Origin of the sequence: Prevotella sp. DNF00663, assembly GCF_001553265.1 — a bacterium.
Classification (GTDB): domain Bacteria; phylum Bacteroidota; class Bacteroidia; order Bacteroidales; family Bacteroidaceae; genus Prevotella.
Genome location: NZ_KQ960646.1, coordinates 17986 through 41725 on the forward strand (window position 1 = coordinate 17986; position 23740 = coordinate 41725).

13 protein-coding genes are annotated in these 23740 nt (G+C 46.7%); 10 read left to right on the forward strand and 3 right to left on the reverse strand.

Annotation, left to right across the window (positions count from 1 at the left end; genetic code table 11):
* The 4 genes from HMPREF3034_RS09080 (at position 1) to HMPREF3034_RS09095 (ending at position 5867) form a co-directional block, all read left to right on the forward strand.
* Positions 1–1671, forward strand: a complete 1671-nt coding sequence (locus tag HMPREF3034_RS09080; protein ID WP_062435036.1) for a RagB/SusD family nutrient uptake outer membrane protein — start codon at positions 1–3, stop codon at positions 1669–1671.
* A gap of 88 nt (positions 1672–1759) precedes the next feature.
* Positions 1760–3271: a DUF6057 family protein gene (locus HMPREF3034_RS09085; protein WP_062435039.1), complete on the forward strand. Its 1512-nt coding sequence runs from the start codon at positions 1760–1762 to the stop codon at positions 3269–3271.
* A 2-nt stretch (positions 3272–3273) separates the two neighbouring features.
* Positions 3274–4734 carry a TolB family protein gene (locus HMPREF3034_RS09090; RefSeq protein WP_062435001.1) on the forward strand — a complete coding sequence of 487 codons (1461 nt, stop codon included), beginning with the start codon at positions 3274–3276 and terminating at the stop codon, positions 4732–4734.
* A gap of 227 nt (positions 4735–4961) precedes the next feature.
* Positions 4962–5867, forward strand: a complete 906-nt coding sequence (locus HMPREF3034_RS09095) for a serine O-acetyltransferase (protein WP_036900378.1) — start codon at positions 4962–4964, stop codon at positions 5865–5867.
* A 365-nt stretch (positions 5868–6232) separates the two neighbouring features.
* Here the strand turns inward: HMPREF3034_RS09095 and HMPREF3034_RS09100 are convergent, their stop codons facing one another.
* Positions 6233–6820 carry a calycin-like domain-containing protein gene (locus HMPREF3034_RS09100; protein WP_062435004.1) on the reverse strand — a complete coding sequence of 196 codons (588 nt, stop codon included), beginning with the start codon at positions 6818–6820 and terminating at the stop codon, positions 6233–6235.
* 635 nt (positions 6821–7455) lie between these two features.
* On the opposite strand from HMPREF3034_RS09100, the gene HMPREF3034_RS09110 reads away from it, so the two are divergent.
* The 6 genes from HMPREF3034_RS09110 (at position 7456) to HMPREF3034_RS09135 (ending at position 18155) form a co-directional block, all read left to right on the forward strand.
* Complete coding sequence (locus tag HMPREF3034_RS09110) at positions 7456–7914, forward strand: low molecular weight protein-tyrosine-phosphatase (RefSeq protein WP_036896615.1); 459 nt, start codon at positions 7456–7458, stop codon at positions 7912–7914.
* A 134-nt stretch (positions 7915–8048) separates the two neighbouring features.
* Complete coding sequence (locus tag HMPREF3034_RS09115) at positions 8049–8900, forward strand: OmpA/MotB family protein (RefSeq protein ID WP_036896616.1); 852 nt, start codon at positions 8049–8051, stop codon at positions 8898–8900.
* 322 nt (positions 8901–9222) lie between these two features.
* On the forward strand, positions 9223–13062 hold the full coding sequence (locus tag HMPREF3034_RS09120; protein ID WP_062435010.1) for a TIM-barrel domain-containing protein: 3840 nt from the start codon (positions 9223–9225) through the stop codon (positions 13060–13062).
* A gap of 125 nt (positions 13063–13187) precedes the next feature.
* Positions 13188–16910, forward strand: coding sequence for a phosphoribosylformylglycinamidine synthase (purL, locus tag HMPREF3034_RS09125; protein WP_062435013.1), 3723 nt, complete (start codon positions 13188–13190; stop codon positions 16908–16910).
* Between the two features lie 135 nt (positions 16911–17045).
* Positions 17046–17582: a chromate transporter gene (locus HMPREF3034_RS09130; RefSeq protein WP_062435017.1), complete on the forward strand. Its 537-nt coding sequence runs from the start codon at positions 17046–17048 to the stop codon at positions 17580–17582.
* Complete coding sequence (locus HMPREF3034_RS09135; RefSeq protein ID WP_036896620.1) at positions 17583–18155, forward strand: chromate transporter; 573 nt, start codon at positions 17583–17585, stop codon at positions 18153–18155.
* A 37-nt stretch (positions 18156–18192) separates the two neighbouring features.
* On the opposite strand, the gene HMPREF3034_RS09140 is transcribed toward HMPREF3034_RS09135, so the two are convergent.
* Complete coding sequence (locus HMPREF3034_RS09140; protein ID WP_062435020.1) at positions 18193–20286, reverse strand: glycoside hydrolase family 97 protein; 2094 nt, start codon at positions 20284–20286, stop codon at positions 18193–18195.
* Positions 20287–20316: 30 nt separating this feature from the next.
* The gene (locus tag HMPREF3034_RS09145) at positions 20317–23010 is read right to left on the reverse strand and encodes a 4-alpha-glucanotransferase (RefSeq protein ID WP_062435023.1); all 2694 of its coding nucleotides are present in this window, start codon (positions 23008–23010) and stop codon (positions 20317–20319) included.
* Positions 23011–23740: the final 730 nt, after the last annotated feature.

Here is a 23740-nt window from a genome sequence, read left to right on the forward strand (position 1 = left end):
ATGAAGACGAAAAAAATATATATTGTAGGTGCGCTCCTTGTGCTTGGTTTAGCTTCGTGCACAGACTTGGATAGATCACCTATTGAACAGCTTTCAGATGCCAGCTACTGGAAATCAAACGACGATGCAGTCAAAGCTGTTAACGATTTATACAATTGCGCTCCTGAATGGGACGGAGAAGCCATCATCGGTTTGACCGATGCAGCTATCAATTCAGACGATGCCGTACACGGAATCAAATGGTCTGAGGGTAACATATCAAAAGGTATATACGATCCACAAGACTTCGATTGGGCCGGAAACTATGGTACTATTCGCCAGACAAACATCATCTTGAAGTATGTTCCTACTGTAGCAAGCATGTCGGATACAGAAAAAGCACAGGCTATGGCGCAAGCTAGATTCTTCCGTGCTTATCAATATTTCCAGTTGATTCGCCAGTTTGGTGACGTTCCTTACACAGAATCGCCCCTCACTTTGGAAGAACAAAAAGACGTAAAGCGTGCACCAAAGGCTGAAGTTTACAAGCATATCCTTGAAGATTTCGACTATGCTGCAACCAATCTTCCCAAAACATGGGACGGAGCTGACGATGCTCGTATCACCAAGGGTGGTGCTTTGGCCATGAAAGCTCGTGCAGCTTTGAGCCAAAACGACTGGAAAATAGCTCGCGATGCAGCCAAGGCCGTAATGGATTTGGGCGTATACGAACTCTACGATCAGGGCAATACTGGTAAATATAAGGAATTGTTCTGGACCGCAACTGATAATGGTTGTAAAGAAACTGTCATTAAAAAGCAATTCATTGCATACAAAAACGACTGGTATCTCATTGGTTGGGAAGCATTCCCAACGATCGGTTGGGGTGGTTTGAACCCCACACAGAGCTTGGTTGACGCTTTCGAAGACAAAGACGGAGCTCCGATTGCGAAGTCAAGCACTTACGATCCGACCAAACCTTTCGAGAATCGTGACCCTCGTTTAGAGACTGTTGTATTGCATGATGGCGAATCCATGTACGGTGCTACGGTGAAAGTTGCTCCTTTAAAGTCTTGCGCTCCTACCGGCATCGGTACACATGGCGACGCAACTGCGACCGGCTATAACCAGCAGAAGTGGCTTGATCCGACCGTAGATCCTAAGACCGACGGTTGGCATATGGACATGGACTACAAGATTTTGCGCTATGCTGAGGTGCTATTGACCTATGCCGAGGCTCAGAACGAGCTGCAACCGCTCGACCAGTCAGCCTTCGATGCAGTCAACAAAGTACGTGCTCGCGTTGGAATGCCGGCTCTCCAGAAGACCGATTCTAGCAAGCCTACCTACTGTGGAACACAAGATGAGCTTCGCAAGCGCATTTGGAATGAGTGGCGTGTAGAGTTTGCTTTGGAGGGTGGACACCGTCAATGGGACATCCGTCGTTGGGGTATTGCCAAGCAAGTATTGAATGCTCCGTTCTATGGATTGACTTATAAGCTTGTCGATTCTAAGGACGCTGATGCTAAAGATGGTGGTAAGATCTGCATACTTTACTCTCAAGACAAGGACGCAAAACGCGTAGAAGTGAGAAAAGGACACTACGAAGACCACAACATCTTGTATCCTATACCACAGAAGGAAATCGATTTGAACCCGAACTTGACACAGAATGCGGGCTATTCTAAATAACGATTCTAACGTATAATATCTATATAAGTGACGGCAGGAAGTCTCCAAAAGGCTCCTACCGTCACTTTCTCATCAAATCATGTTGCTTATGAAACGTCTTCATTATGTAGTGATGCTGATATTGTTCATCATCTTTTATTATGTTTATCAACATACGTTGGCCGACGTACTGTGCTACCATGAGCAACATCATCTATTCCTTTACACGGCCAACTACTTCAACCATGCCCTTGCAAGCCATGGTTTTATCTCTTATCTGACAGACTTTGTCATCCAATTCTTTTATTATCCGTGGCTGGGCACACTGGTTATGGCAACGATCTTAACCGCTATTTATGCCCTCACCGAGCGTATTCTCACACTCATCGCACCACGGTTAACTCTTTTACAGCTATCGGTTATCCCCTCGATACTGCTCCTTATCTATTCCGAAACCACCTCACACAATCTCGATCTCATCATTTTGACCTTCCTAATATTGTGTGCTATCTGTCCCATCTTACAGATAACGCAGTGGATTCGCCCCATTTTCCCCATCTATCGCGCCCCGCTTCCCAGCAAAAGAATATGGTTGTTGTTACCAGTCGGCTGCTTGATGGGCTTTTCAATCATAGCATATACCACCTTTGTACGCCAATATAACCCCAAAGAAGGAATCATGCTCAAGACCGAACACTACGCCCAGAAAGGTGAATGGGAGAAGGTCTTGGACTACAGCAACCGCTATCTACAACAAGGAAAGAACAATCAATTCTTCTCGTACTTCCGCAATATGGCTCTTTATCATCTAGGTTTGCTACCCCAACATCTCTTCGACTATCCCCCGATTGGCGGAGTCAAAGAGCTATATTTGCCTTGGAGCAGCAACGGTAGAGAAAGCGAATACGGCCATTATCTATACGAACAACTCGGATATTTGAACGAAGCACAACGCTGGGAGTTCGAGTCGATGGTGGTATGGGGTGAAACTGCCCCCCATCTTCGCAATCTTGCACGCTATAATATCGCCATAGGCCGACCACGAGTTGCCCAAATGTTTATCAACAAATTGGCTCAATCACTCTTCTATCACGACGAAGCACGGCAATTAGAAGCACTCCGTGACGGTGGCGTCGTGCCCGGTTTGCACAATGCTTTGAAGCATGTAACCGACCATCCAGCTCGCTTCTCCAACGTATTAAACATAGGTCCGGAACTGGAATATCTGCTCCAACATGATCCCAAGAACCGTATGGCTTTCGAATATCTCATGTGTCAGCTGCTATTAAGCAATCATGTGGTACGTTTTGCCGAAGATTTGAAGTTGATGAAGAACTTCTCTTATCCCGCCATGCCACCTATCTTCGAAGAAGCCTTGATGGTTTACAAGACCGGAGTCGACGATGCAACCTTCGCAAAGGTGGGCTACGACGTATCCATGGAGACTCAACAGCGCTTCGGACGGTTCTACCAACTCGTTCAGCAACGCGACATGGCATCGCTACAAAGCGAGTTCAGTCATACTTATTGGTTCTATTTGCAATTCATCAGTCCTTATGGCAGCTCCGTCATCCAAGACAAAGGGCAGACTACAGAGTTGAAAGGAGTCAAACAATTATAATCATGAAACATCTCACATCCATCATATCGCTGGCCCTGCTATTCTTTTCGGCCTGCACATCTTATCATCAACCCGATGCCGTATCAAACGAAAAGCCGGCCATCTATCCCGATTATACCGACATAACCATGCCGGTAAACATCGCTCCCATGAACTTTGAGATTCAAAAGAAAGGCGATGCTTACCAAACGGAGATTGGCATTGTGGGGCAAGAGGCTGCCATCTTGGTGCAAGACGACAAACCTACAGTCGACATTCCATTAGACGATTGGAAGGAACTTTTGGTACAAGCAGCCGGCAAACAAGTCTATTTCCGCATCAGCATAGAACAACAAGGCAAATGGACTCGCTACCGCGACCTCATCAACACGGTATCTACCGATTCCATCGACAGTTATTTGGTCTACCGACTGCTCTACCCCGGCTACGAACTTTGGAACGAAATGGGTATCTATCAACGCGACTTGACTAGCTTCGAGCAGTCTGCCGTCATGGAAAACTCAAACTTCGACCACCAATGTATCAACTGTCATTCCTTCAGTCAGCATTCATCCGACAATATGATGGTACATATCCGAGGCAAACAGGGAGGCACAATTATCTACCACAACGGCCATATCGAGAAAATAGAACCGAAGCCCGAAGGCTTCAAACGCGGTGCCACCTACCCTGCTTGGCATCCTCATGGCCGATACATAGCATTCTCTTCCAACGAGATACAACAGTTCTTCCACTCGGCAGGAACAAAGCCTATAGAAGTTTCAGACCTTGCTGCCGACCTCATGGTATACGATGTTGAGAAGCATCAGACATTCACCGACTCCATCGTTTACAACGATACCTACTACGAAACATTCCCATTTTGGGCTCCCGATGGCAAGACCTTGTACTTTTGCAGAGCCAAAGCCATGGATCAACACCACCGTCTCGACAGCATTCGCTACGACCTTTGCAGCGTCCGATTCAACGAGCAGACAGGTCATTTAGACTCCTTGAAAATTATTTTCCCAGCTTCCGAGCACGGCAAGTCGGTCTCGTTCCCCGTGGTATCACCCGACGGTCGCTATCTCATGTTCACCCTCTCGGCCTATGGCAACTTCTCCATTTGGCATCCGGAGAGCGACCTTTGGTTACTCGATATGACTACCGGAGCAGTACGTGCACTCTCCGAGGTCAACAGCAACAACGTAGATAGTTGGCATTGTTGGTCGTCTAACGGCCGATGGTTCACCTTCAGTAGCAAGCGCGGCGACGGTTTGTGGACGCGTCCCTACTTCGCTCACTTCGACTCGAAGACCGGTCGGGCAACCAAGCCATTCGTTCTACCGCAGCGCGACCCACGCTATTACGCATCGTTCATGTACACCTACAACCGCCCGGAGCTCATTCAAACGAAAATAGACTACGGTAAAATGATGGAGAAAGCAGTAGCTGGCGAAGCCATACAAGCCGAACAACGGTAGTTTTTAGTCCATCAAGTCTGTTTTTTTAATTTTTAGTTGTTACTTTGCAAAGTAAAATAAAGAGATAGGAGTTTCGCATGGATGCTCTACTCCGGAGTTATCGGGAGTTAAAAGGAGTTAGGAGGAGTTATCAGACAAATGTCCGTTATATTCCGTTTACTCCCGGTATCTCCTGCTTACTTCTATCTATACATAGACTTGCAACGTAAAATAAAGAGTTATAAAAGATGACACTAGACGAGGTTTTCCAAAAGAATGTGAAGTTGTTGACACAAGTTTCCGACGACGAACAGCAGATGTTACCTGCCAAAGAAGTACTGTTGCCGTCGGTAGATGCCGTTCGCGAGATAATAACATTGGTCAAGAAGATTGTCTTCCCCGGCTTCTTCGACAAGCGACAGAGCGATGACAATCTCCGCTCATACCACATTGGTGTCAACATGGAACAATTGGTAAAGCTGCTGCGTAAACAGATAGCTCTCGCACTACAGTACGATGACTGTTGCGACGACAACTGCCTGTCCATGCGTTCCAAGCAGTTAGCCTACCATTTCATCGACCATCTGCCCCAAATCAAGCACATGCTCTACACCGATGTCAAAGCTATCTATGCCAACGACCCGGCTGTCAACACCTATAGCGAAGTCATTTTCTGTTACCCAGTCATCGAAGCCATGGTGCATTATCGCGTGGCTCACGACCTATTACGAATGGGGGTACCCGTCATTCCGCGCATCATGGCCGAGCAAGCCCATGCAGCTACCGGCATCGACATCCATCCCGGAGCCCAGATTGGAGAGTATTTCTCCATCGACCACGGTACAGGTGTGGTCATCGGAGCAACTTGTATCATCGGCAACCACGTCATGTTGTATCAAGGTGTAACGCTTGGTTCTAAGAATTTTAAACTCGATGGCAAAGGCTTTTCGCAGCATGTAGACACACCACGCCATCCCATTTTGGAAGACAACGTGACCATTTACTCTAATTCCACCTTATTAGGGCACATCACGATTGGCCACGATACCATCATCGGTGGTAACATTTGGGTGACCAATAGTGTGCCTCCCCACTCCAAACTATTGCAGAGTAAGGCACTCGACGTGTCATTCTCAGACGGATTGGGAATTTAGAATGCGCGGAGAATAAAATAGGTTCATCCGACAAATCGTATGATATTGCCATTGCTGATAGTCCGGAGGACTACCCTTTTTCATAGCCGTGGCTCTTTAAGCCTACGGTAGTGTGCGAAAGAGAGTATCCAGTCTGAAAGACTGCCCAACAATCTTATAACCGAAAGGGGGAGTCTGTCAGACTCAAATACCTTTATTCTTGTTTCCGTAGGTTTCCGCTTCGCTCCAACACTACGGCTATTAATAGGGCTGCCCTTCGGGCAGTCATTGCCGGTTCACTCGATTCCTCGGATGAACCATAAAATAACTATTGAGAGAATCAGAGATACGAAAACGAGGGAAACCAATCGGTTTCCCTCGTTTTATTACGGCTTCAACACCTTCTTACCATTGATGATATAGACACCACGCTTCGTGGGGTTTACAACCCTACTGCCGTTGATGTGGTAATACACATCTGCTTTCTTATTACCACCTTGTATCGTTGTAATACTTGTTGCCACTTTTTTGCCAACGAATTTAGTATGTACATCTTTCCCCTGTGAAATCTTTAAGCCCACAGTCAATTCGTCTCCTTTTACCCCATTCGTCTCTCCTTCGAGCGATAAAGTTAGGTTTGCATCAAGTTTCTGTCCTCTTCTTGTAACTGTCGTATAGCAAGGAACTCCTTCCAACTTACCAAAAACGAAACCACTTGCACTTTGAGTAACTGGAACTTTATCAAGTGTAATATCCCCATAGGGACTTCCTCCTACTTCATAGCTCTTGAGTACCAACTTGATAGTACCCTCACTCGCACCCTTAGAAATAACGTAATTCACCTTCTTTGGCAATGGAGAAACGTCTAGTTCTATCTTTCCAGTATACTCTCCAAAAATAGGTGACACATCAATTTGGGCACTGCAAATCAATGAAATGTAGAATGCCAGCGCACAAAGTAAAGTTCTTTTCATACTGAATTTGAGTTAGTTAATAGCGCAAAGATACAGAAAAAGAAATCAATCAAATATTTTTTAGGACAAAATATTATGACATACAAGTTTAACAACTTATCATTCCTAGCTCATAACTCCTCACTTTTCATTCCTAACTCAAAACTCATAGCCTCAAGAACTCACAAACTCAAATAACTGCAACGAGCATTCAGCATTGCTGCATGGACTTCCCAAGAACGCTGAAAAGGCTAGGCAGCAAGATTGTCAAGCCGCTGCAGCAGTTTTAGTTTATGAGTTTTGAGGTTTATAAGCCTATGAATTGCGTTGCAAATTTGTAAGTTTATAAATTCATGGATTATGAAACCATGGAATAAAAGTATTATATCGGCAATAAACACGGGCTATATGAAGAAGAGAAAAAATCCTCATCGCAAGACGATACGTATGGAAAAATGGCGAGATTACACATTTTTTCATATGAATAACGTGGGATTTCGCCACTTTTTGGTACTTATACTTGTTTTTAACATAATTCCATATTGTTTCATATCTTCGCATATCTTACAATAAAATAGATAGACTAGTGAACTATTTCTAGTACGCCAAGCTGCCAAAAAGAGGTGATTCCAGAACTTTTTTGTATCTTTGCGAATATGAAGAAGATACTGTTTATCTGTCTCGGCAACATTTGTCGAAGCCCCGCAGCCGATGGAGTGATGACTCATTTGGTGAAAGAAGCGAAACGTGAGAAAGATATTTTGATTGACTCTGCCGGCATTGGCGACTGGCATATTGGGCAACTGCCCGACGCTCGCATGCGCCAGACCGGTATGAAACGAGGCTATCAATTCGACCACAAAGCACGCCAATTCCAAACATCCGACTTCTCTCGGTTCGACCATATCTATGTGATGGACAACGAGAACTATCGTATCATCACCCAAATGGCACGCACCGATGCTGATAAGAATAAGGTAGAGATGTTGGCCGACTGCCTACGTGAGCATCAATCCGCCACTATTCCCGATCCTTATTATGGGACAATGGACGACTTCGATTATGCACTCGACTTAATAGAAGATGCTTGCTCACATCTACTAGAAGAATTATAAGCAACGATTTGTCTAATAGTTTAAAAACCAGTGCTTTCAGGTTAAAAGAATCTAAAAGCCACCGATGTTTCCCCCACATTGCAAGAGTAAGTAATATATTTGTACACTATAAACAACTAAAACTTAGATAGATTATGAAAAAGAACGGATTAATACTTATGATGTTTGCTGCCGGACTGTTGGTAACTAGCTGTGCCAGCAAAAAGGAATTGCTAAATTGTCAGAACGAGAATCGCGAACTTACAACCAATTATCAGAATACAAAGGAACAATTGGCAGCTGCAAATGCACGCGTCAGTACATTGCAAGACCAACTAAACCAACAACGTAAAGCGAATGCCGACCTGCAATCATCACTCGACAAAAGTTTGACCAATGCCAACTCTAACAATATCAACATCTCAAAATTGGTAGACCAAATCAACGAAAGTAATCAATACATCCGTCACTTGGTAGAGGTGAAGAGCAAGAGCGACTCGTTGAACATGGTGTTGACCAACAATTTGACTCGCTCACTGAGCAAGGAAGAGCTGAAAGAGGTTGACGTACAGGTACTGAAAGGTGTGGTATACATCTCTTTGGCCGACAACATGCTCTACAAGAGTGGTAGCTACGAAATCAACGACCGCGCTGCTGAGACACTCAGTAAGATTGCTAAAATCATCATGGACTACAAGGATTACGACGTATTGATTGAGGGTAACACCGACAATGTGCCTGTAAATACCGATTCTCCACAGATGAAAAACATCCGCAACAACTGGGACTTGAGTGCCTTGCGCGCCTCTTCGGTGGTGCAATATCTGCAAAACCACTACGGAGTTCAGCCTAAGCGTCTCACCGCTGGTGGCCGTGGCGAATACAATCCTGTGGCAAGTAACGATACAGAGTTGGGCAAACAGCGCAATCGTCGCACCCAGATTATCATCACTCCGAAGCTCGATCAATTCATGGACTTGATTGATAAGGCACCGGAGAAAGAGTAACAAGGAGAGTAAAAAAGAGTGCTTGGTAGAAGCAATAACACTAAGAATAATCTAAAATAGCCTAAGAAGCTACCCATTCATAGCCGGAGACTGTCGAGCAAAAGCAAAGATGGTCTCCGGTTTTGCGTATGAATAAAGAGTCATTCCACCAAATATTTTACGAAATTCCATCACGCCCAAGATTTTTTCTATAACTTTGCGTTCGGTAAGCACAGTGAGGTTTGCCCCTCATTGATTGTACCATACAAGTCGATATACAACTAATATTTTACCGACTATCCATTTGTCAAACACCTATCAATTATAGAACTAACACCTAGTCATGAAAAAACTGTTACTTTCCATCTCACTGTTGCTGGCCTCAGCCGGTACACTATCGGCCTCAACCCAAGTCAACACAGACGTAAAAACGGTCACGCTGCTTAATCCTACGACTGCCGAAATCATCTATACCAGTGGCGAGCGAATGACCGTAGACTTTTATTCCGATAACATTTTCCGCCTGTTTCAAGACAATCACGGTGGGATTCTCCGTGCACCGGAAGCCAACCCACCTGCTCAAATACTCGTGTCGAACGCACGAAAGAATATCAAGCCTCTCAGCATTGCGACCCAAAACGATGCATTCACCATCTCTACCAATCGTGTAAGTGTCCGTGTTGACAAGCAGACCGGCTTACTTAAAGTAACCGACTTGGCTAAAAACAACATTGTTATGGAACAAGCTGCACCCGTAGACTTCAAACATAGCAAGTACATCATGACATTGAAAGGAAAGCCCAACGAATATTTCTACGGCGGTGGTGTGCAGAATGGACGTTTCTCTCATCGTGGGCAGCAGATTGAAATCGTCAATACCAACAGTTGGACAGACGGTGGCGTGGCTTCACCTGCCCCTTTCTATTGGTCGACAGGTGGCTACGGCGTGATGTGCTACACCTTTGCTCCGGGACTATATGATTTCGGTTCAAAAAAGAAAGATGAGGTCTCCATATCGCACGATGCCAATTATCTCGATCTATTCGTGATGGTAGACGACAAACCCACAGCCCTTTTAGACGATTATTACCAACTTACGGGCTACCCGGTGTTGCTCCCTAAGTTCGCATTCTACGAAGGGCACCTCAATGCCTACAATCGCGACTTCTGGAAAGAGACCACCGATAAGAAGAAAGGTATCCTCTTTGAAGATGGGAAATACTATACCGAGAGCCAAAAAGACAATGGAGGCATCAAAGAAAGTCTGAATGGTGAGCTGAACAACTACCAATTCTCGGCTCGCGCAGTGATAGACCGCTACAAGAAATATGATATGCCCTTAGGATGGATTCTACCCAATGACGGGTACGGTGCAGGCTACGGACAGACAGAAACACTTGATGGTAACATCGCCAACTTACGCCAATTTGGAGACTATGCACGCAAAAATGGCGTCGAGATAGGCCTTTGGACACAGTCGCAATTGCATCCCGACCCGAAAGTAAGCGCTCTCTTGCAGCGCGACATCGTCAAAGAGGTGCGCGATGCAGGCGTTCGCGTGCTCAAGACCGATGTTGCTTGGGTGGGCGACGGCTATTCGTTCGGTCTTAACGGTGTCACCGATGTGGGGCAGATTATGCCTTACTATGGCAACAATGCACGTCCGTTCATCATCACACTCGACGGTTGGGCCGGCACACAACGCTATGCCGGAGTGTGGTCGGGCGACCAAACAGGTGGTAAATGGGAGTATATACGCTTCCATATTCCCACTTATATCGGTGCAGGATTGTCGGGTATGCCCAACATTACCTCCGATATGGACGGTATCTTTGGTGGTAAAGACTTAGCCGTCAACGTACGCGATTTCCAATGGAAGACCTTTACACCCATGCAGTTGAACATGGATGGATGGGGCTCTAACCCCAAATATCCGCAAGCATTGGGCGATACAGCCATAGCGCTCAACCGCTATTACCTGAAGTTGAAGTCGGCATTACTCCCCTATACCTACACCATCAGTCATGAAGCAGTAACAGGTAAGCCCATCATGCGTGCCATGTTCCTCGACGACGAAAATGCTTTCACGCTCGGAAGCATGACACAATATCAATATATGTATGGACCATCGCTGCTCGTAGCACCTATCTACCAAGCTACCAAAGCCGACAAAGAGGGCACCGACATGCGCAATGGTATCTATCTTCCAAAGGGTAAATGGATAGATTACTTCACCGGCGATGTGTACGAGGGAGGAAAATTGCTTAACAACTTCGATGCACCACTATGGAAGTTACCTGTGTTTGTGAAGGCAGGAGCCATCATCCCCATGACAATGACAAGCAATAACCCCTCGGAGATAGACAAGCAGTTGCGCATAATAAGCCTCTATCCCGAAGGCAAGACATCGTTTACTCTATACGATGACGACGGAACGACCGAGGCATATAGGCACGGTGAAGGTGCCACCACACTCATAGAATCGCAACTTTCGGGCAAGGGAGAACTAAAAGTAACGGTGAATCCCACCAAAGGAGAGTTCAAAGGGCAACAAAAAGACAAACAAACCATCTTCGTAGTAAATCTGACAGCGGAACCAAAAGCCGTCAAAGCTTTCATCGGCAAGGACGGGAAGCAGACTGTGAAGTTGCAAGCCGTGCATTCAAAAGCCGATTTCGACGCAGCCAAGAATGCTTATTGGATGAACGAGGCTCCCACCTTAGCAGATTTCGGATTGAAAGACGACGCGCTTGCTAAGCACACCAAAGGGCGCAATCCACAGATGTGGGTGAAGATAGAAAGCGTGAATACGGCCGACAATACCGTAGCATTGCTCATGAAAGGCTACACCTATGATCGCCCCAACCTACTCGCTCAAAAGACCGGAGCATTGCAAGCACCGGTCGATGTTGCCGTAACAGAGGCTAACACAACAGCCTATACGCTGACACCGACATGGAAAGCAGTGCCTAATGCCGACTACTATGAAGTGGAATACGATGGTATGATCTACTCTACCATCCGTGAACCGCAATTGCTTTTCAGCGATTTGAAGCCACTCACCCAATATAACTTCAAGGTAAGAGCGGTGAACAAAGACGGTGTATCAGACTGGACTGCCTTCCAAGCAACAACAAAATCCAACCCGTTGGAGTTTGCTATCCATGGACTGACAGGTAAGACATCAAGCGGAACATCGGCTGAAGACCACGAGGTTTCACGTCTTTTCGACTTCTCAGACAAGGGCGATATCTGGTTTGATTACATGGATAAGAACGGCAAACCGTTTGAACTGGTCATCGACCTACATAGCACCAACACCCTCGACAAGCTACAGTATCTGCCTCGCAACGGTGGTATCTCTGGCCGATTCCTCAAGGGAAATGTATCGGTAAGTGCCGATGAGAAGACATGGAGCGAACCAATTGCATTCAATTGGGCTAATGATGAGAAAACCAAAGAAATAGTTTTTGCCAACAATCCGGAAGTACGCTATGTGAAATTCGTCATCAACGAGGCTGTAAACAAATACCTGTCCGGCCGTGAAATCTACGTATTCAAGGTCCCGGGAACCAAAACCTATATCCCCGGAGACTTAAACCAAGATGGCAAGATAGACAGCAACGACCTCACATCTTACCTCAACTACACTGGATTACGCAAGGGAGACTCCGACTTCGAAGGCTACATCAGCAAGGGAGACCTAAACAGTAACGGTCTCATCGATGCGCAAGACATATCCGAAGTAGCTACCAAACTTGACGGCGGAGCCCGCGCAAGCAGTGAAAAGGTGGACGGAAGCGTATCCATAGCGTTCGACAAAGCCACCTATAGTACCGATGATGATGTGAAAATCGTGGTATCGGGTAAGGATTTGAAGGCTGTGAATGCCATCGGGCTGAACTTCCCTTACAACGAAGCCGAGCTGAAGTTTATGAAGATAGAGCCGTTGGCAGTCAAGAATATGATGAACATGACCAATGACAGACTGCATAAGAATGGCGAGAAAGTGCTCTACCCCACCTTCGTCAACATTGGAGACCAAGCCATTTTGAGCGGTAGTCAGGAGCTGTTCGTCATCCACTTCAAGGCTTTACGCAACATAAAACCAATGACAACCAAAGTTGGTGGCATGCTTGTCTCAACATCGTTGGACTGCAAGCCATTTGAAATCAAGAAATAATAGCAACGTCGCAAGTATCATTTGAGGAATACAAAGGAAAGAAAATTGATTTTCCTTTGTATTCCTCTTATTTTCAACTATCTTTGCAACTAGAATAAATCACCTATATATAATATACTGATAGTATGATTCTTTTTTTCAGAACTCCTTCTAAGAGTGTAATCGCCACAGAGATAGACCACCAACCTTCTCAAGGCGAAGTAGATGCACTGTGCTGGCTCTATGGCGATGCCAGTTTGGTAGAAACCCAACATTTGGACGGTTTCTTTGTCGGACCGCGCCGTGAAATGATTACCCCTTGGAGTACGAATGCCGTTGAGATTACCCAGAATATGAGTCTTAACGGCATTTCGCGTATTGAGGAATACTTCCCTGTAGATACAGAAGAGGCCGAACACGACCCTATGTTGCAGCGCATGTACAAGGGAATCGGGCAGGATGTGTTCACTGTGAGCCATCAACCGGAGCCTATCAAGCGAGTAGAAGACCTCGAAGCATTCAACGAAAGCGAAGGTCTGGCGCTCTCAAAAGAGGAGATGGAATATCTACACACGATTGAGAAGCAGAATGGACGTCCTCTTACAGACTCTGAAATATTCGGTTTTGCACAGATAAATTCCGAGCATTGCCGTCATAAGATATTCGGTGGAACTTTCATTATCGACGGGAAAGAGATGGAATCGTCGCTCTTTGCCATGATTAAGAAGACCACGCAGGAAAATCCGAACAAGATTCTATCAGCTTATAAAGATAATGTAGCCTTCTCACAAGGCCCTACCATTGAGCAGTTTGCACCTGCCGACCAGTCTACAAGCGACTATTTCCGCGTATCGGATATAGAGAGTGTCATCTCATTAAAGGCCGAAACACACAACTTCCCCACCACAGTAGAACCTTTCAACGGTGCTGCTACAGGTACCGGAGGAGAAATTCGAGACCGTATGGGAGGCGGTACCGGCTCATGGCCTATTGCAGGAACAGCCGTCTATATGACTGCTTATCCACGCTTGAAGGACGACAATGGACAAGCTGAAGTGCAACGCGACTGGGAAGATATACTCCCTGTTAGACAGTGGTTGTACCAGACTCCAGAGCAAATCTTGATTAAAGCGAGTAACGGAGCAAGCGATTTTGGAAATAAATTCGGTCAACCTTTGATTACCGGATCGCTCTTAACGTTCGAGCATCAAGAGAATAATGAGAAGTATGCATACGATAAAGTGATTATGTTGGCAGGCGGTGTGGGCTACGGAAAGAAGCGCGACTGTCTGAAGAGAGAGCCACAACCGGGCAACAAGGTAGTTGTGGTTGGTGGCGATAACTACCGTATCGGGCTCGGTGGAGGCTCGGTATCGTCGGTTGACACCGGCCGTTACAGCAATGGTATTGAGTTGAATGCCGTGCAGCGTGCGAACCCGGAGATGCAGAAACGTGCCTATAATCTAGTGCGTGCATTGGTAGAAGAAGATACCAACCCAGTGGTTAGTATCCACGACCACGGCTCTGCCGGTCACTTAAACTGCTTATCTGAGCTTGTAGAAGAGTGCGGTGGAGAGATTGATATGACCAAACTTCCCATCGGAGACAAGACACTGAGTGCAAAGGAAATCATTGCCAATGAGAGCCAAGAGCGCATGGGATTGCTCATCGACGAGGCTCATTTGGAACACGTACAGAATATTGCTGAGCGCGAACGTGCACCGATGTACGTTGTCGGAGAGACCACCGGCGATGCTCACTTCTCCTTCAAACAGGGCGACGGAGTAAAGCCTTTCGACCTCGATGTGGCTCAAATGTTCGGTCATTCACCCAAGACTATCATGAAAGATAGCACCAAGGAGCGCCACTACAGCAACGTAGAATATGATAAAGCAGACCACATCGACGACTATCTGAACCGTGTACTACAGCTAGAAGCCGTTGCTTGCAAGGACTGGTTGACCAATAAGGTAGACCGTTCGGTCACAGGAAAGATTGCACGACAGCAATGTCAAGGTCAAATACAATTACCTTTGTCCGATTGTGGAGTCGTAGCGCTCGACTATCGTGGCCAAAAAGGTATCGCAACCGCATTGGGACACGCCCCTCAAGCAGGCTTGGCCAATCCTGAAGCAGGCAGTATATTGGCCGTGGCTGAATCGCTTACCAACATTGTTTGGGCACCATTAGCCGATGGAATGGATAGTTTGAGCCTGTCAGCTAACTGGATGTGGCCTTGTCGTTCGCAAGAAGGAGAAGACGCGCGACTCTATTCTGCCGTGAAAGCATTAAGCAATTTCTGCTGCGAACTGCATATTAATGTACCTACCGGGAAGGATTCCCTCTCGCTAACACAGCAATATCCCAACGGCGAAAAGATTATCTCACCGGGTACTGTCATCGTTTCCAGTGGCGGAGAAGTCAGCGATATACGCAAAGTGGTAAGTCCTGTGCTGGTTAACGACAAGAATTCAAGCCTCTATCACGTCGACTTCAGCTTCGACGAACAACGACTTGGTGGTAGCGCCTTTGCTCAAAGCCTCAACAAGATAGGCGATGATGTGCCCACAGTCAAAAACGCTGAGTACTTCACCGACTGCTTCAATGCCATCCAAGAACTCATTCGTCGTGGCTGGATTATGGCAGGTCACGACATCTCTGCAGGTGGTTTGATTACTACTTTGCTTGAAATGACATTCGCAAATACCCATGGTGGTATGCGTATCAACCTCTATAATCTAGGCGGTGACGACGTAGTGAAGAACTTGTTTGCCGAGAATCCCGGTGTCGTGATTCAGGTTTCAGACGAGCATAAAGCCGACTTCATGGCCTTTATGGACGACATGGGCGTGGCATTTGCGAAGATTGGATACCCCACACCCAACGAACGTACACTTGTAGTGAAGAAGAATGAGTGGGAACATACATTCGATATAGATGCCCTACGCGACACTTGGTACAAGACATCTTACCTCCTCGACCGCAAACAAAGCATGAACGGAATGGCTAAGAAACGCTATACCAACTACAAGAAACAGCCTGTTGAGGTGCGATTCCCGGCCAACTTCCAAGGCACATTGGCTCAATACGGCCTCAATGCTGACCGCCGTAAGCCGTCAGGAATCAAAGCAGCTATCATCCGAGAAAAAGGAACGAACGGCGAACGCGAGATGGCTTATTCGATGTACTTGGCCGGTTTTGATGTTAAGGACGTAATGATGACCGACCTCATCAGCGGTCGCGAGACCCTCGAAGACATCAACTTGATAGTCTTCTGTGGCGGTTTCTCCAACTCCGATGTACTCGGTAGCGCCAAGGGATGGGCCGGCGCGTTCCTCTACAACCCCAAAGCTAAAGAGGCACTCGACAAGTTCTATGCTCGCAAAGACACCCTTTCACTAGGTATCTGTAACGGTTGCCAACTCATGGTCGAACTCAATCTTATCAATCCTGAGCACGAACACCGCTCACATCTTTGCCATAATACGTCAAAGAAGTTTGAAAGTTCATTCCTCGGTTTGACCATTCCACAGAACGAGAGTGTCATGTTCGGTTCGCTCAGCGGTTCTAAACTGGGTCTGTGGGTGGCTCACGGAGAAGGTCGTTTCTATCTGCCTGAACCCGAAGACCACTACAATATCATTGCCAAATACAACTATGCAGAGTATCCGGGCAACCCCAATGGCTCCGATTACAACGTAGCTGGTATCTGTAGCAACGATGGTCGCCATCTCGCAATGATGCCTCATTTGGAGCGAGCTATCTTCCCTTGGCAGAACGCTTGGTATCCTGAAGACCGCAAAAACGACGAAGTGACTCCATGGATTGAAGCATTCGTTAATGCGAGAAAATGGATAGAACAAGCCTAACAGCTTCTTCCTGTCCCCCTCCATAGAGGAGAGAGGATGCCAAACATTTACAAATGATCATGAAATAAACAAACCCTTACCTTTCAAAGTTTCCCTCCCCCTCCACAGGGAGGGAAGGGGTGGGGCTTTCATCTGATGTATACAACACTATTCAAGACATTTTTCAAGATTGGACTCGTCACCTTTGGCGGTGGCTATGCCATGATTCCGATGATTGAAGCCGACGTCGTCGACAGACACAAATGGGTGAACAAGGAAGAGTTTCTCGACTTGATAGCCATTGCACAGAGTTGTCCCGGCGTCTTCGCTATCAACATCAGCATCTTCATCGGCTACAAATTGCGCAAGACCAGAGGAGCTATCTGTACCGCATTCGGGACAGCTCTCCCCTCTTTCTTGATTATCTTGCTCATCGCGATGTTCTTCCATCAATTCCAAGATAATCCTGTCATCGCCGCCATGTTTGCCGGAATCCGTCCTGCAGTCGTTGCCTTGATAGCGGTACCCACTTTCAATTTGGCCAAGAGTGCGCATATTACGCTCACCAATTGTTGGATTCCAATTCTCGGCGCATTGGCCATTTGGCTGCTCAACGTGAACCCTATCTACATTATTATAGCCGCCGGACTGGGCGGATATATCTATGGTAAATTCCTTAAAACCACTGAATAAATGATTTTCCTATTCCTTTTCATCACGTTTTTCGAGATAGGTCTCTTCGGATTCGGTGGCGGTTATGCCATGATTTCACTCATCCAAGGACAAGTAGTAACCAAATGGCACTGGATGACGATGGGCGAATTTACCAACGTGATAGCCATCAGTCAGATGACACCGGGCCCGGTTGGCATAAACTCGGCTACCTATTGCGGTTACACAGCCGTACATAATGCTGGCTATGGCATGCTTATGTCTAGCCTAGGTTCGGCTACAGCCACCTTCGCCCTCGTACTTCCTTCGTTCATCATCATGCTTCTTATCAGCAAGATGTTCATGAAGTACATGCACACACCGACCGTACAAAGCGTGTTCACGGGGCTGCGTCCGGCTGTCGTAGGACTCCTTGCCGCTGCCACTCTGCTGCTCATGACGCCGGAAAACTTCTATACGCCGGCCAATCCTTGGAAGTTTTGGATTTGTGTGATGCTCTTCGTAGCATCGTTTATAGGAACAAAAATCATCAAAATCAATCCCATCCACATGATTGGTTATGCCGCTTTTGCGGGATTGATGCTACTATATTAGGCTTATTAGATCAATAGATCTAATAAGCCTAATTAGTTTAATACCCAGCCTTTATCGAAATGGCATAACCGCCACCCGATACAGCCCGTAGCTTCAACAAACTCTTATGATTCACCTTTACTTTCTTAATGGTATAATCAGTAGGATTTGTTTTCCAATCAGCCTTCTTCCCATCGCAATAGATCGTAGCTTCGTATTGCTTGCCGGGAGTCAGGAAATCCAACTTCAACTTCGATTCATGGGCATGGTTCCCAGCCACACTACCTACAAACCATTCCTCACTTCCCTTCGCCTTTCGGGCCACCGTGATATACTCTCCCGGCTCGGCTTCCAAGTAACGTGAATCGTCCCAGTCTACCGCCACATCTTCTATGAACTTGAATGCATCTAAATGTTTTTCGTAATTCTCCGGTAAATCGGCCGCCATCTGTAGCGGACTGTATAGCGTTACGTACAATGCCAACTGGTTACAGATGGTTGCCATGACCCTCGCATAGTTATCCGGATTCACCTTATTCACATCCATTTCGAAGATACCGGGCGTATAATCCATCGGTCCACCTTGTAAACGAGTGAACGGAAGTATCGTCACATGCTTGAGAGTACACCCTTCCGACGCTTGAAACTCTGTTCCACGAGCCGACTCATTGCCTATCATATTCGGATAAGTACGGCATAATCCCGTCGGCCGGACAGCCTCATGGGCATTCACCATAATATGGTGTCGAGCCGCTTCCTTCACACAATAGAGGTAATGGTCTATCATCCATTGGTCGAAATGATGCCCACCATTCGGGAAGATATTACCTACATAGCCACTCTTCACTACGTCGTAACCATTGTCGTTCATAAATTGATAGGCTGCATCCAACTGCCGTTCGTAGTTCACTACACTCGAAGATGTCTCATGATGCATCATTAATTTCATGCCGCGGGCGTTGGCATAAGCTTGTAACATAGGCACGTCGAAGTCCGGATACGACTTCGTAAAGCTGTAGTTATATTGCTTCTGCCACGTATCTTCCCATCCTTGGTTCCAGCCTTCGACCAGTAATTGCGAGAATCCATGCTTACTGGCAAAGTCGATATACTCCTTCACACGAACATTATTGGGTGCATGCCGCCCCGTAGGCTTTAATTTCGTATAGTCGGTCTCCCCAAGTTTGATAGCTTGATAGTCAGCATAGTTCCACGTACTCTTGCCCGTTATCATCTCCCACCACACTCCCATGTACTTCACAGGGTGAATCCACGACGTATCAGTCAATTTACATGGCTCATTCAAATTCAGTATCAAGTGAGAAGCCAAGATGTTACGTGCATCATCGCTCACCATCACCGTACGCCAAGGCGACGTTGCCGGGCAGCGCAAGTAGCCTTTCCTGCCTTTCGAGTCGGGCGTCAAACACGATTCAAAGGTCATCGTCTTATCGTCCAACACCAAGTGCATGGCCGAATAATCCACCAATGCCGCCTCGTGAATATTGATATATAACTCCTTATCAGTCTTCAATTGCAACGATGTCTGAACCGCTGTCGGACCGATAGGTGTCTGCGTTGCATTCGGTGTAATGGCTTGCTTCATGAGTCCGCGAATCTCCGAAAGCTTAGAAATATGATATTCATATTCGTCGGTATCGTAGTCGCCGGGAATCCAATAAGCCGTATGGTCGCCCGTCATGGCAAACTGCGAGTGTTCTTCTTTCACGACGATATTGTCCATTCCCTCCTGTCTGGGAAATTCATAGCGGAATCCCATGCCATCATCATACACACGGAAGCGTATCACCAGTCGCCGTTTAGTATCGGTCTGTAGCAGCGTTACGGCCATTTCATTATAGTGATTACGAATCTGTGACACCTCTCCCCACACGGGTTTCCATGTCTCATCGAAAGTAGACTGCTCTGTCTTGTCTATCATAAAATGCTCCATCAAACTAGGATAATTGATCAATTCCAAGCCTAGATACGAGGGGCGCACCACCGTTTGCCCTTTATAAGACATCTCATAACAAGGGCGACCGCCGTTTACCCCTACCTTTACCACGATATTCTTATCGGGCGAAGTAATCGTTTGAGCCACAGCCAACAATGGCAGTAGCAGCATTGCTAATACAATCTTCATTTTCATAGAATACAACTTTTTCCTTATGAGCGGATATTAATACCGTCCGCTCTTCTTGATTAACTCTTTCAAATTCTCCATGAAGTCTACATTGGCCGTGAGATCTTCTATATTCACGTGCATTCTGTAGTGCCAATAATGATGCGGATTGGCCGGAATATTAATACGTTCGGCATTGGCTTCGGCCAGTCGCAACTTCTCGTCAATAGCCAGCCAGTCTTGTATTGACACCACGCAAAGCATCGACGGGCATACCAAGTGGCACTCTATAATCTCTCGTGCCAACCATCCGGGCAACGGATGCGGTGCACTTCCACCACGATAGAGCATTGTATTGTAATACAGTTGCGTGCGGTCAGCATCCTCATCCCACCACTGTCGCAACGTAGGCATGTCGTGACTGGAGATGGTACATACCGAACGGTACGGATTCCGACTTAAATAACTGAACCTAACAAAGGCCTCTTTCGGCATACTCTGTATTTCCAAACTCAATATTTTGAGTTCGTTCATCACCCAAGACACACAATCGGGCACCATACCCAAGTCTTCGGCGCACGTCATCATACGCGTAGCTTGTATCAGCCGGGGCAACTTCTTCATCGCCTCTCGATACCAAAACTGATTGTTCCGACGGTAGAAATAGTCGTCATAAATACGGTTGAATGCCATTTGATCAGCTTCATCCAATGCCTTATAAGTGTAGTCGTGTTGGACAGAGATACGTGGATGAAACAAGTCGGGATTCTTTCTGTCGCGCACAAACAGCACATCGCTGATAAGCGCATAGAGGCCTTCGCGCAATTTCTCGTCGCTCTCACCCGTCCGAGTGGCAAAGATAGCCTCCACTTTTCGCTGTGTATCGTATTCAGAGCGTATCTCGTAGACTCCTTTCTGCAACTCTTTCAAATACATCTGCTTCACTTCCGCACCTCTTTCTCCAAACAGTCGAGTAACCACCTCGTCTGTTATATAAGGTCGTAAGAACCGTTCTTCGCGGAAATGAAGGCCGTATGCCTCAATTTCTTCGCGATTCAAGCCGATGGCCGGAGCAAACTGCCCAAGCAAACCATGCACCGACTCAATGGGAATCTCCCATATTCGGAAGAATCCCAACACATGATCAATGCGATAAGCATCGAAGAATTGCTGCATATTGCTGAACCGGCGTTTCCACCAAGCACATCCGTCTTTCAACATTTCCTCCCAGTTGTAAGTGGGAAATCCCCAATTCTGTCCGTTTACGGAGAAGTCGTCGGGAGGCGCACCGGCCTGTCCGCTGAGATTGAAGTAGCGTGGTTCCATCCACACATCACAACCGTAGCGACTCACCCCGATAGGTATATCGCCCTTCAAGATAACGCCTTTGCTACGTGCATAGCCATGTACGCCAACCATCTGCGTATAGAGGATATACTGTACATAATAATAGAAAGCCACACCGGCAAATGCTTGATTGGCAGGATTGCTCAATTGTTTGCGCTCATGCTCATCCCATACGCGATGGTCGAGCCACTGCGAGAAATCACCAGTGCCATAATCGTCGCGCAATTGGCAATATCGGGCATAGGGCACAAGCCACTGTTCGGCCTCGGTAAAGAACTTCTTGAAATCGGCCGATGCCAATACCTGTGTACCCTCTTGGGCAAACAACTCTTTCAAATAAGCTGTCTTGACCTCGTTTACCTGTTCATAATCCAGCTGTGACAAACTGTTCAACTCTCTCCGTTTCTCTTCAAATGCCTTCCGAAGCTTCACACTCTTGAGCTTTGGCAACCGAGTAAAATCGGCGTATTGCGGATGGAGGGCAAACACACTGATACAGCTATAAGGATAAGAGTCGGTCCATGTGTGCGTAATAGTGGTATCGTTAATGGGCAACACCTGCAGCACACGCTGTCCAGTGGTACTCACCCAGTCTATCATTTTCTTTAAATCTCCGAAATCGCCCACACCAAAACTATCCTTAGAGCGTAGCGAGAACACGGGAACTAAGGTTCCAGCCAATCGTCGGTTGCTGATTTCAAAGAACGACTGGTTGAGCAAATAAACAGCCACATCGCCTTCTTTCATATCCGCCAACTCAATGGTACGGTTATAACCGACCTCCCACAGGGGATCTTCAGCAACGCCCTCGGCCACGAACTTAAACTCCATGCGATTGCCTACAAGGCTGTCGGCATGCAAATCTATCGTCCACTCGTTGTGTGCATGTTCGTACATGGGCAAAGCTTTTGCCGTATTCCACGAGCCTAAGGCATCCGTCCGTCCTACCAAGGCCAACCGCTCATGGGCACGCAATTGCGGAGCTCGCACCATCACACGCACCGTTTTACTGAATGCTGTAGGCTGTTGTATGACTGTTCGACGACGATTCACACACTCCGTGAAAGCCGAACTATACAGATAAGTGTCTTCCGGCATCTCCAGCCATCGGTCGTAAATAGTGTAATTTGTCCCTTTCACGGCATTCAGTTCTAGCCGGTGAATCTCGGTCGACCACTCCTGTCGTCGACTGGCTCCCTCACAATCCACGCTATAGAAATAACTGATAACCGTGTTCTGTGCACTCTTCGCCTTCGTCATCTGGTACGTCCAATGCTGTCCATCGACCGTCGACATACGATATTGAGATACCTTTTTCTCACCGTCTTTACCTGTTACAACATGGTTGAGCAACAATTCTTCACCAAAAACGGTATGGTACTCGATATTGAATATTAACTTCATACTTCTATGGTTAGTATCTTTTCTGACTGTAAAGATAATCATTTATAAATAGGTGTACACCCTGTTGGATAGAAAAATTGAATCATCGGCATGAAATAAAAGGTACAAAAGTCCCATCTCGGCCTTCCTCGAAGAGCGAAAGAAGCTTTGCTGAGGGAGCGTTAGAGACGAATAGCACTCACCCAAATCGTCCCATCTATCCGAAAGATAACCCTTTACAATAACCATAGACCTTTGGCTAAACGGTAAAAGCCAACGCAGTTTGTACGAAGGAAAATCCTCGCCAAGAGCCGTAACCCCTCGCCCAAATAGTGAAAGACAACACTGCCTTTCAGGCAGGAAACTCATCAATTCCTACTCTTACCCTATCACTATAATAGCAAGCCACACCGTGGCTACCCTCTGTGTTAGCCGCTTGCCGGAGTGAAACAACGGCTGGCGGAGTGATAAAGATATGAGATTTGAGTGCCTTTAGGTACCCCCCGAAACGCAAAACTGCTATTGGGCGAATGCAATTCACCCCTACTCACCACTCATAACTCATCACTTCTCACTCTAATCTCGTCTACTTATCCACTTAAAACCATCTCCCTCCCCTTTTGGGGAACCATCGGTCATCGACCGAGTAGTCGCTGTCGGCTCAGCCGGTACGACGGTAAACGAGAGAGGTAATAGCTGGGGGTGGGGCTGTTGCAGCAGCTTCTCAGCATCGCTGCCTCGACTTTTCAGC

Excerpts from the sequence above, each read along its gene's own strand:
- HMPREF3034_RS09080 (WP_062435036.1), top strand. The coding sequence starts at position 1 with ATGAAGACGAAAAAAATATATATTGTAGGTGCGCTCCTTGTGCTTGGT.
- HMPREF3034_RS09085 (WP_062435039.1), top strand. The coding sequence starts at position 1,760 with ATGAAACGTCTTCATTATGTAGTGATGCTGATATTGTTCATCATCTTT.
- HMPREF3034_RS09090 (WP_062435001.1), top strand. The coding sequence starts at position 3,274 with ATGAAACATCTCACATCCATCATATCGCTGGCCCTGCTATTCTTTTCG.
- HMPREF3034_RS09095 (WP_036900378.1), top strand. The coding sequence starts at position 4,962 with ATGACACTAGACGAGGTTTTCCAAAAGAATGTGAAGTTGTTGACACAA.
- HMPREF3034_RS09100 (WP_062435004.1), bottom strand. The coding sequence starts at position 6,820 with ATGAAAAGAACTTTACTTTGTGCGCTGGCATTCTACATTTCATTGATT.
- HMPREF3034_RS09110 (WP_036896615.1), top strand. The coding sequence starts at position 7,456 with ATGAAGAAGATACTGTTTATCTGTCTCGGCAACATTTGTCGAAGCCCC.
- HMPREF3034_RS09115 (WP_036896616.1), top strand. The coding sequence starts at position 8,049 with ATGAAAAAGAACGGATTAATACTTATGATGTTTGCTGCCGGACTGTTG.
- HMPREF3034_RS09120 (WP_062435010.1), top strand. The coding sequence starts at position 9,223 with ATGAAAAAACTGTTACTTTCCATCTCACTGTTGCTGGCCTCAGCCGGT.
- purL (WP_062435013.1), top strand. The coding sequence starts at position 13,188 with ATGATTCTTTTTTTCAGAACTCCTTCTAAGAGTGTAATCGCCACAGAG.
- HMPREF3034_RS09130 (WP_062435017.1), top strand. The coding sequence starts at position 17,046 with ATGTATACAACACTATTCAAGACATTTTTCAAGATTGGACTCGTCACC.
- HMPREF3034_RS09135 (WP_036896620.1), top strand. The coding sequence starts at position 17,583 with ATGATTTTCCTATTCCTTTTCATCACGTTTTTCGAGATAGGTCTCTTC.
- HMPREF3034_RS09140 (WP_062435020.1), bottom strand. The coding sequence starts at position 20,286 with ATGAAAATGAAGATTGTATTAGCAATGCTGCTACTGCCATTGTTGGCT.
- HMPREF3034_RS09145 (WP_062435023.1), bottom strand. The coding sequence starts at position 23,010 with ATGAAGTTAATATTCAATATCGAGTACCATACCGTTTTTGGTGAAGAA.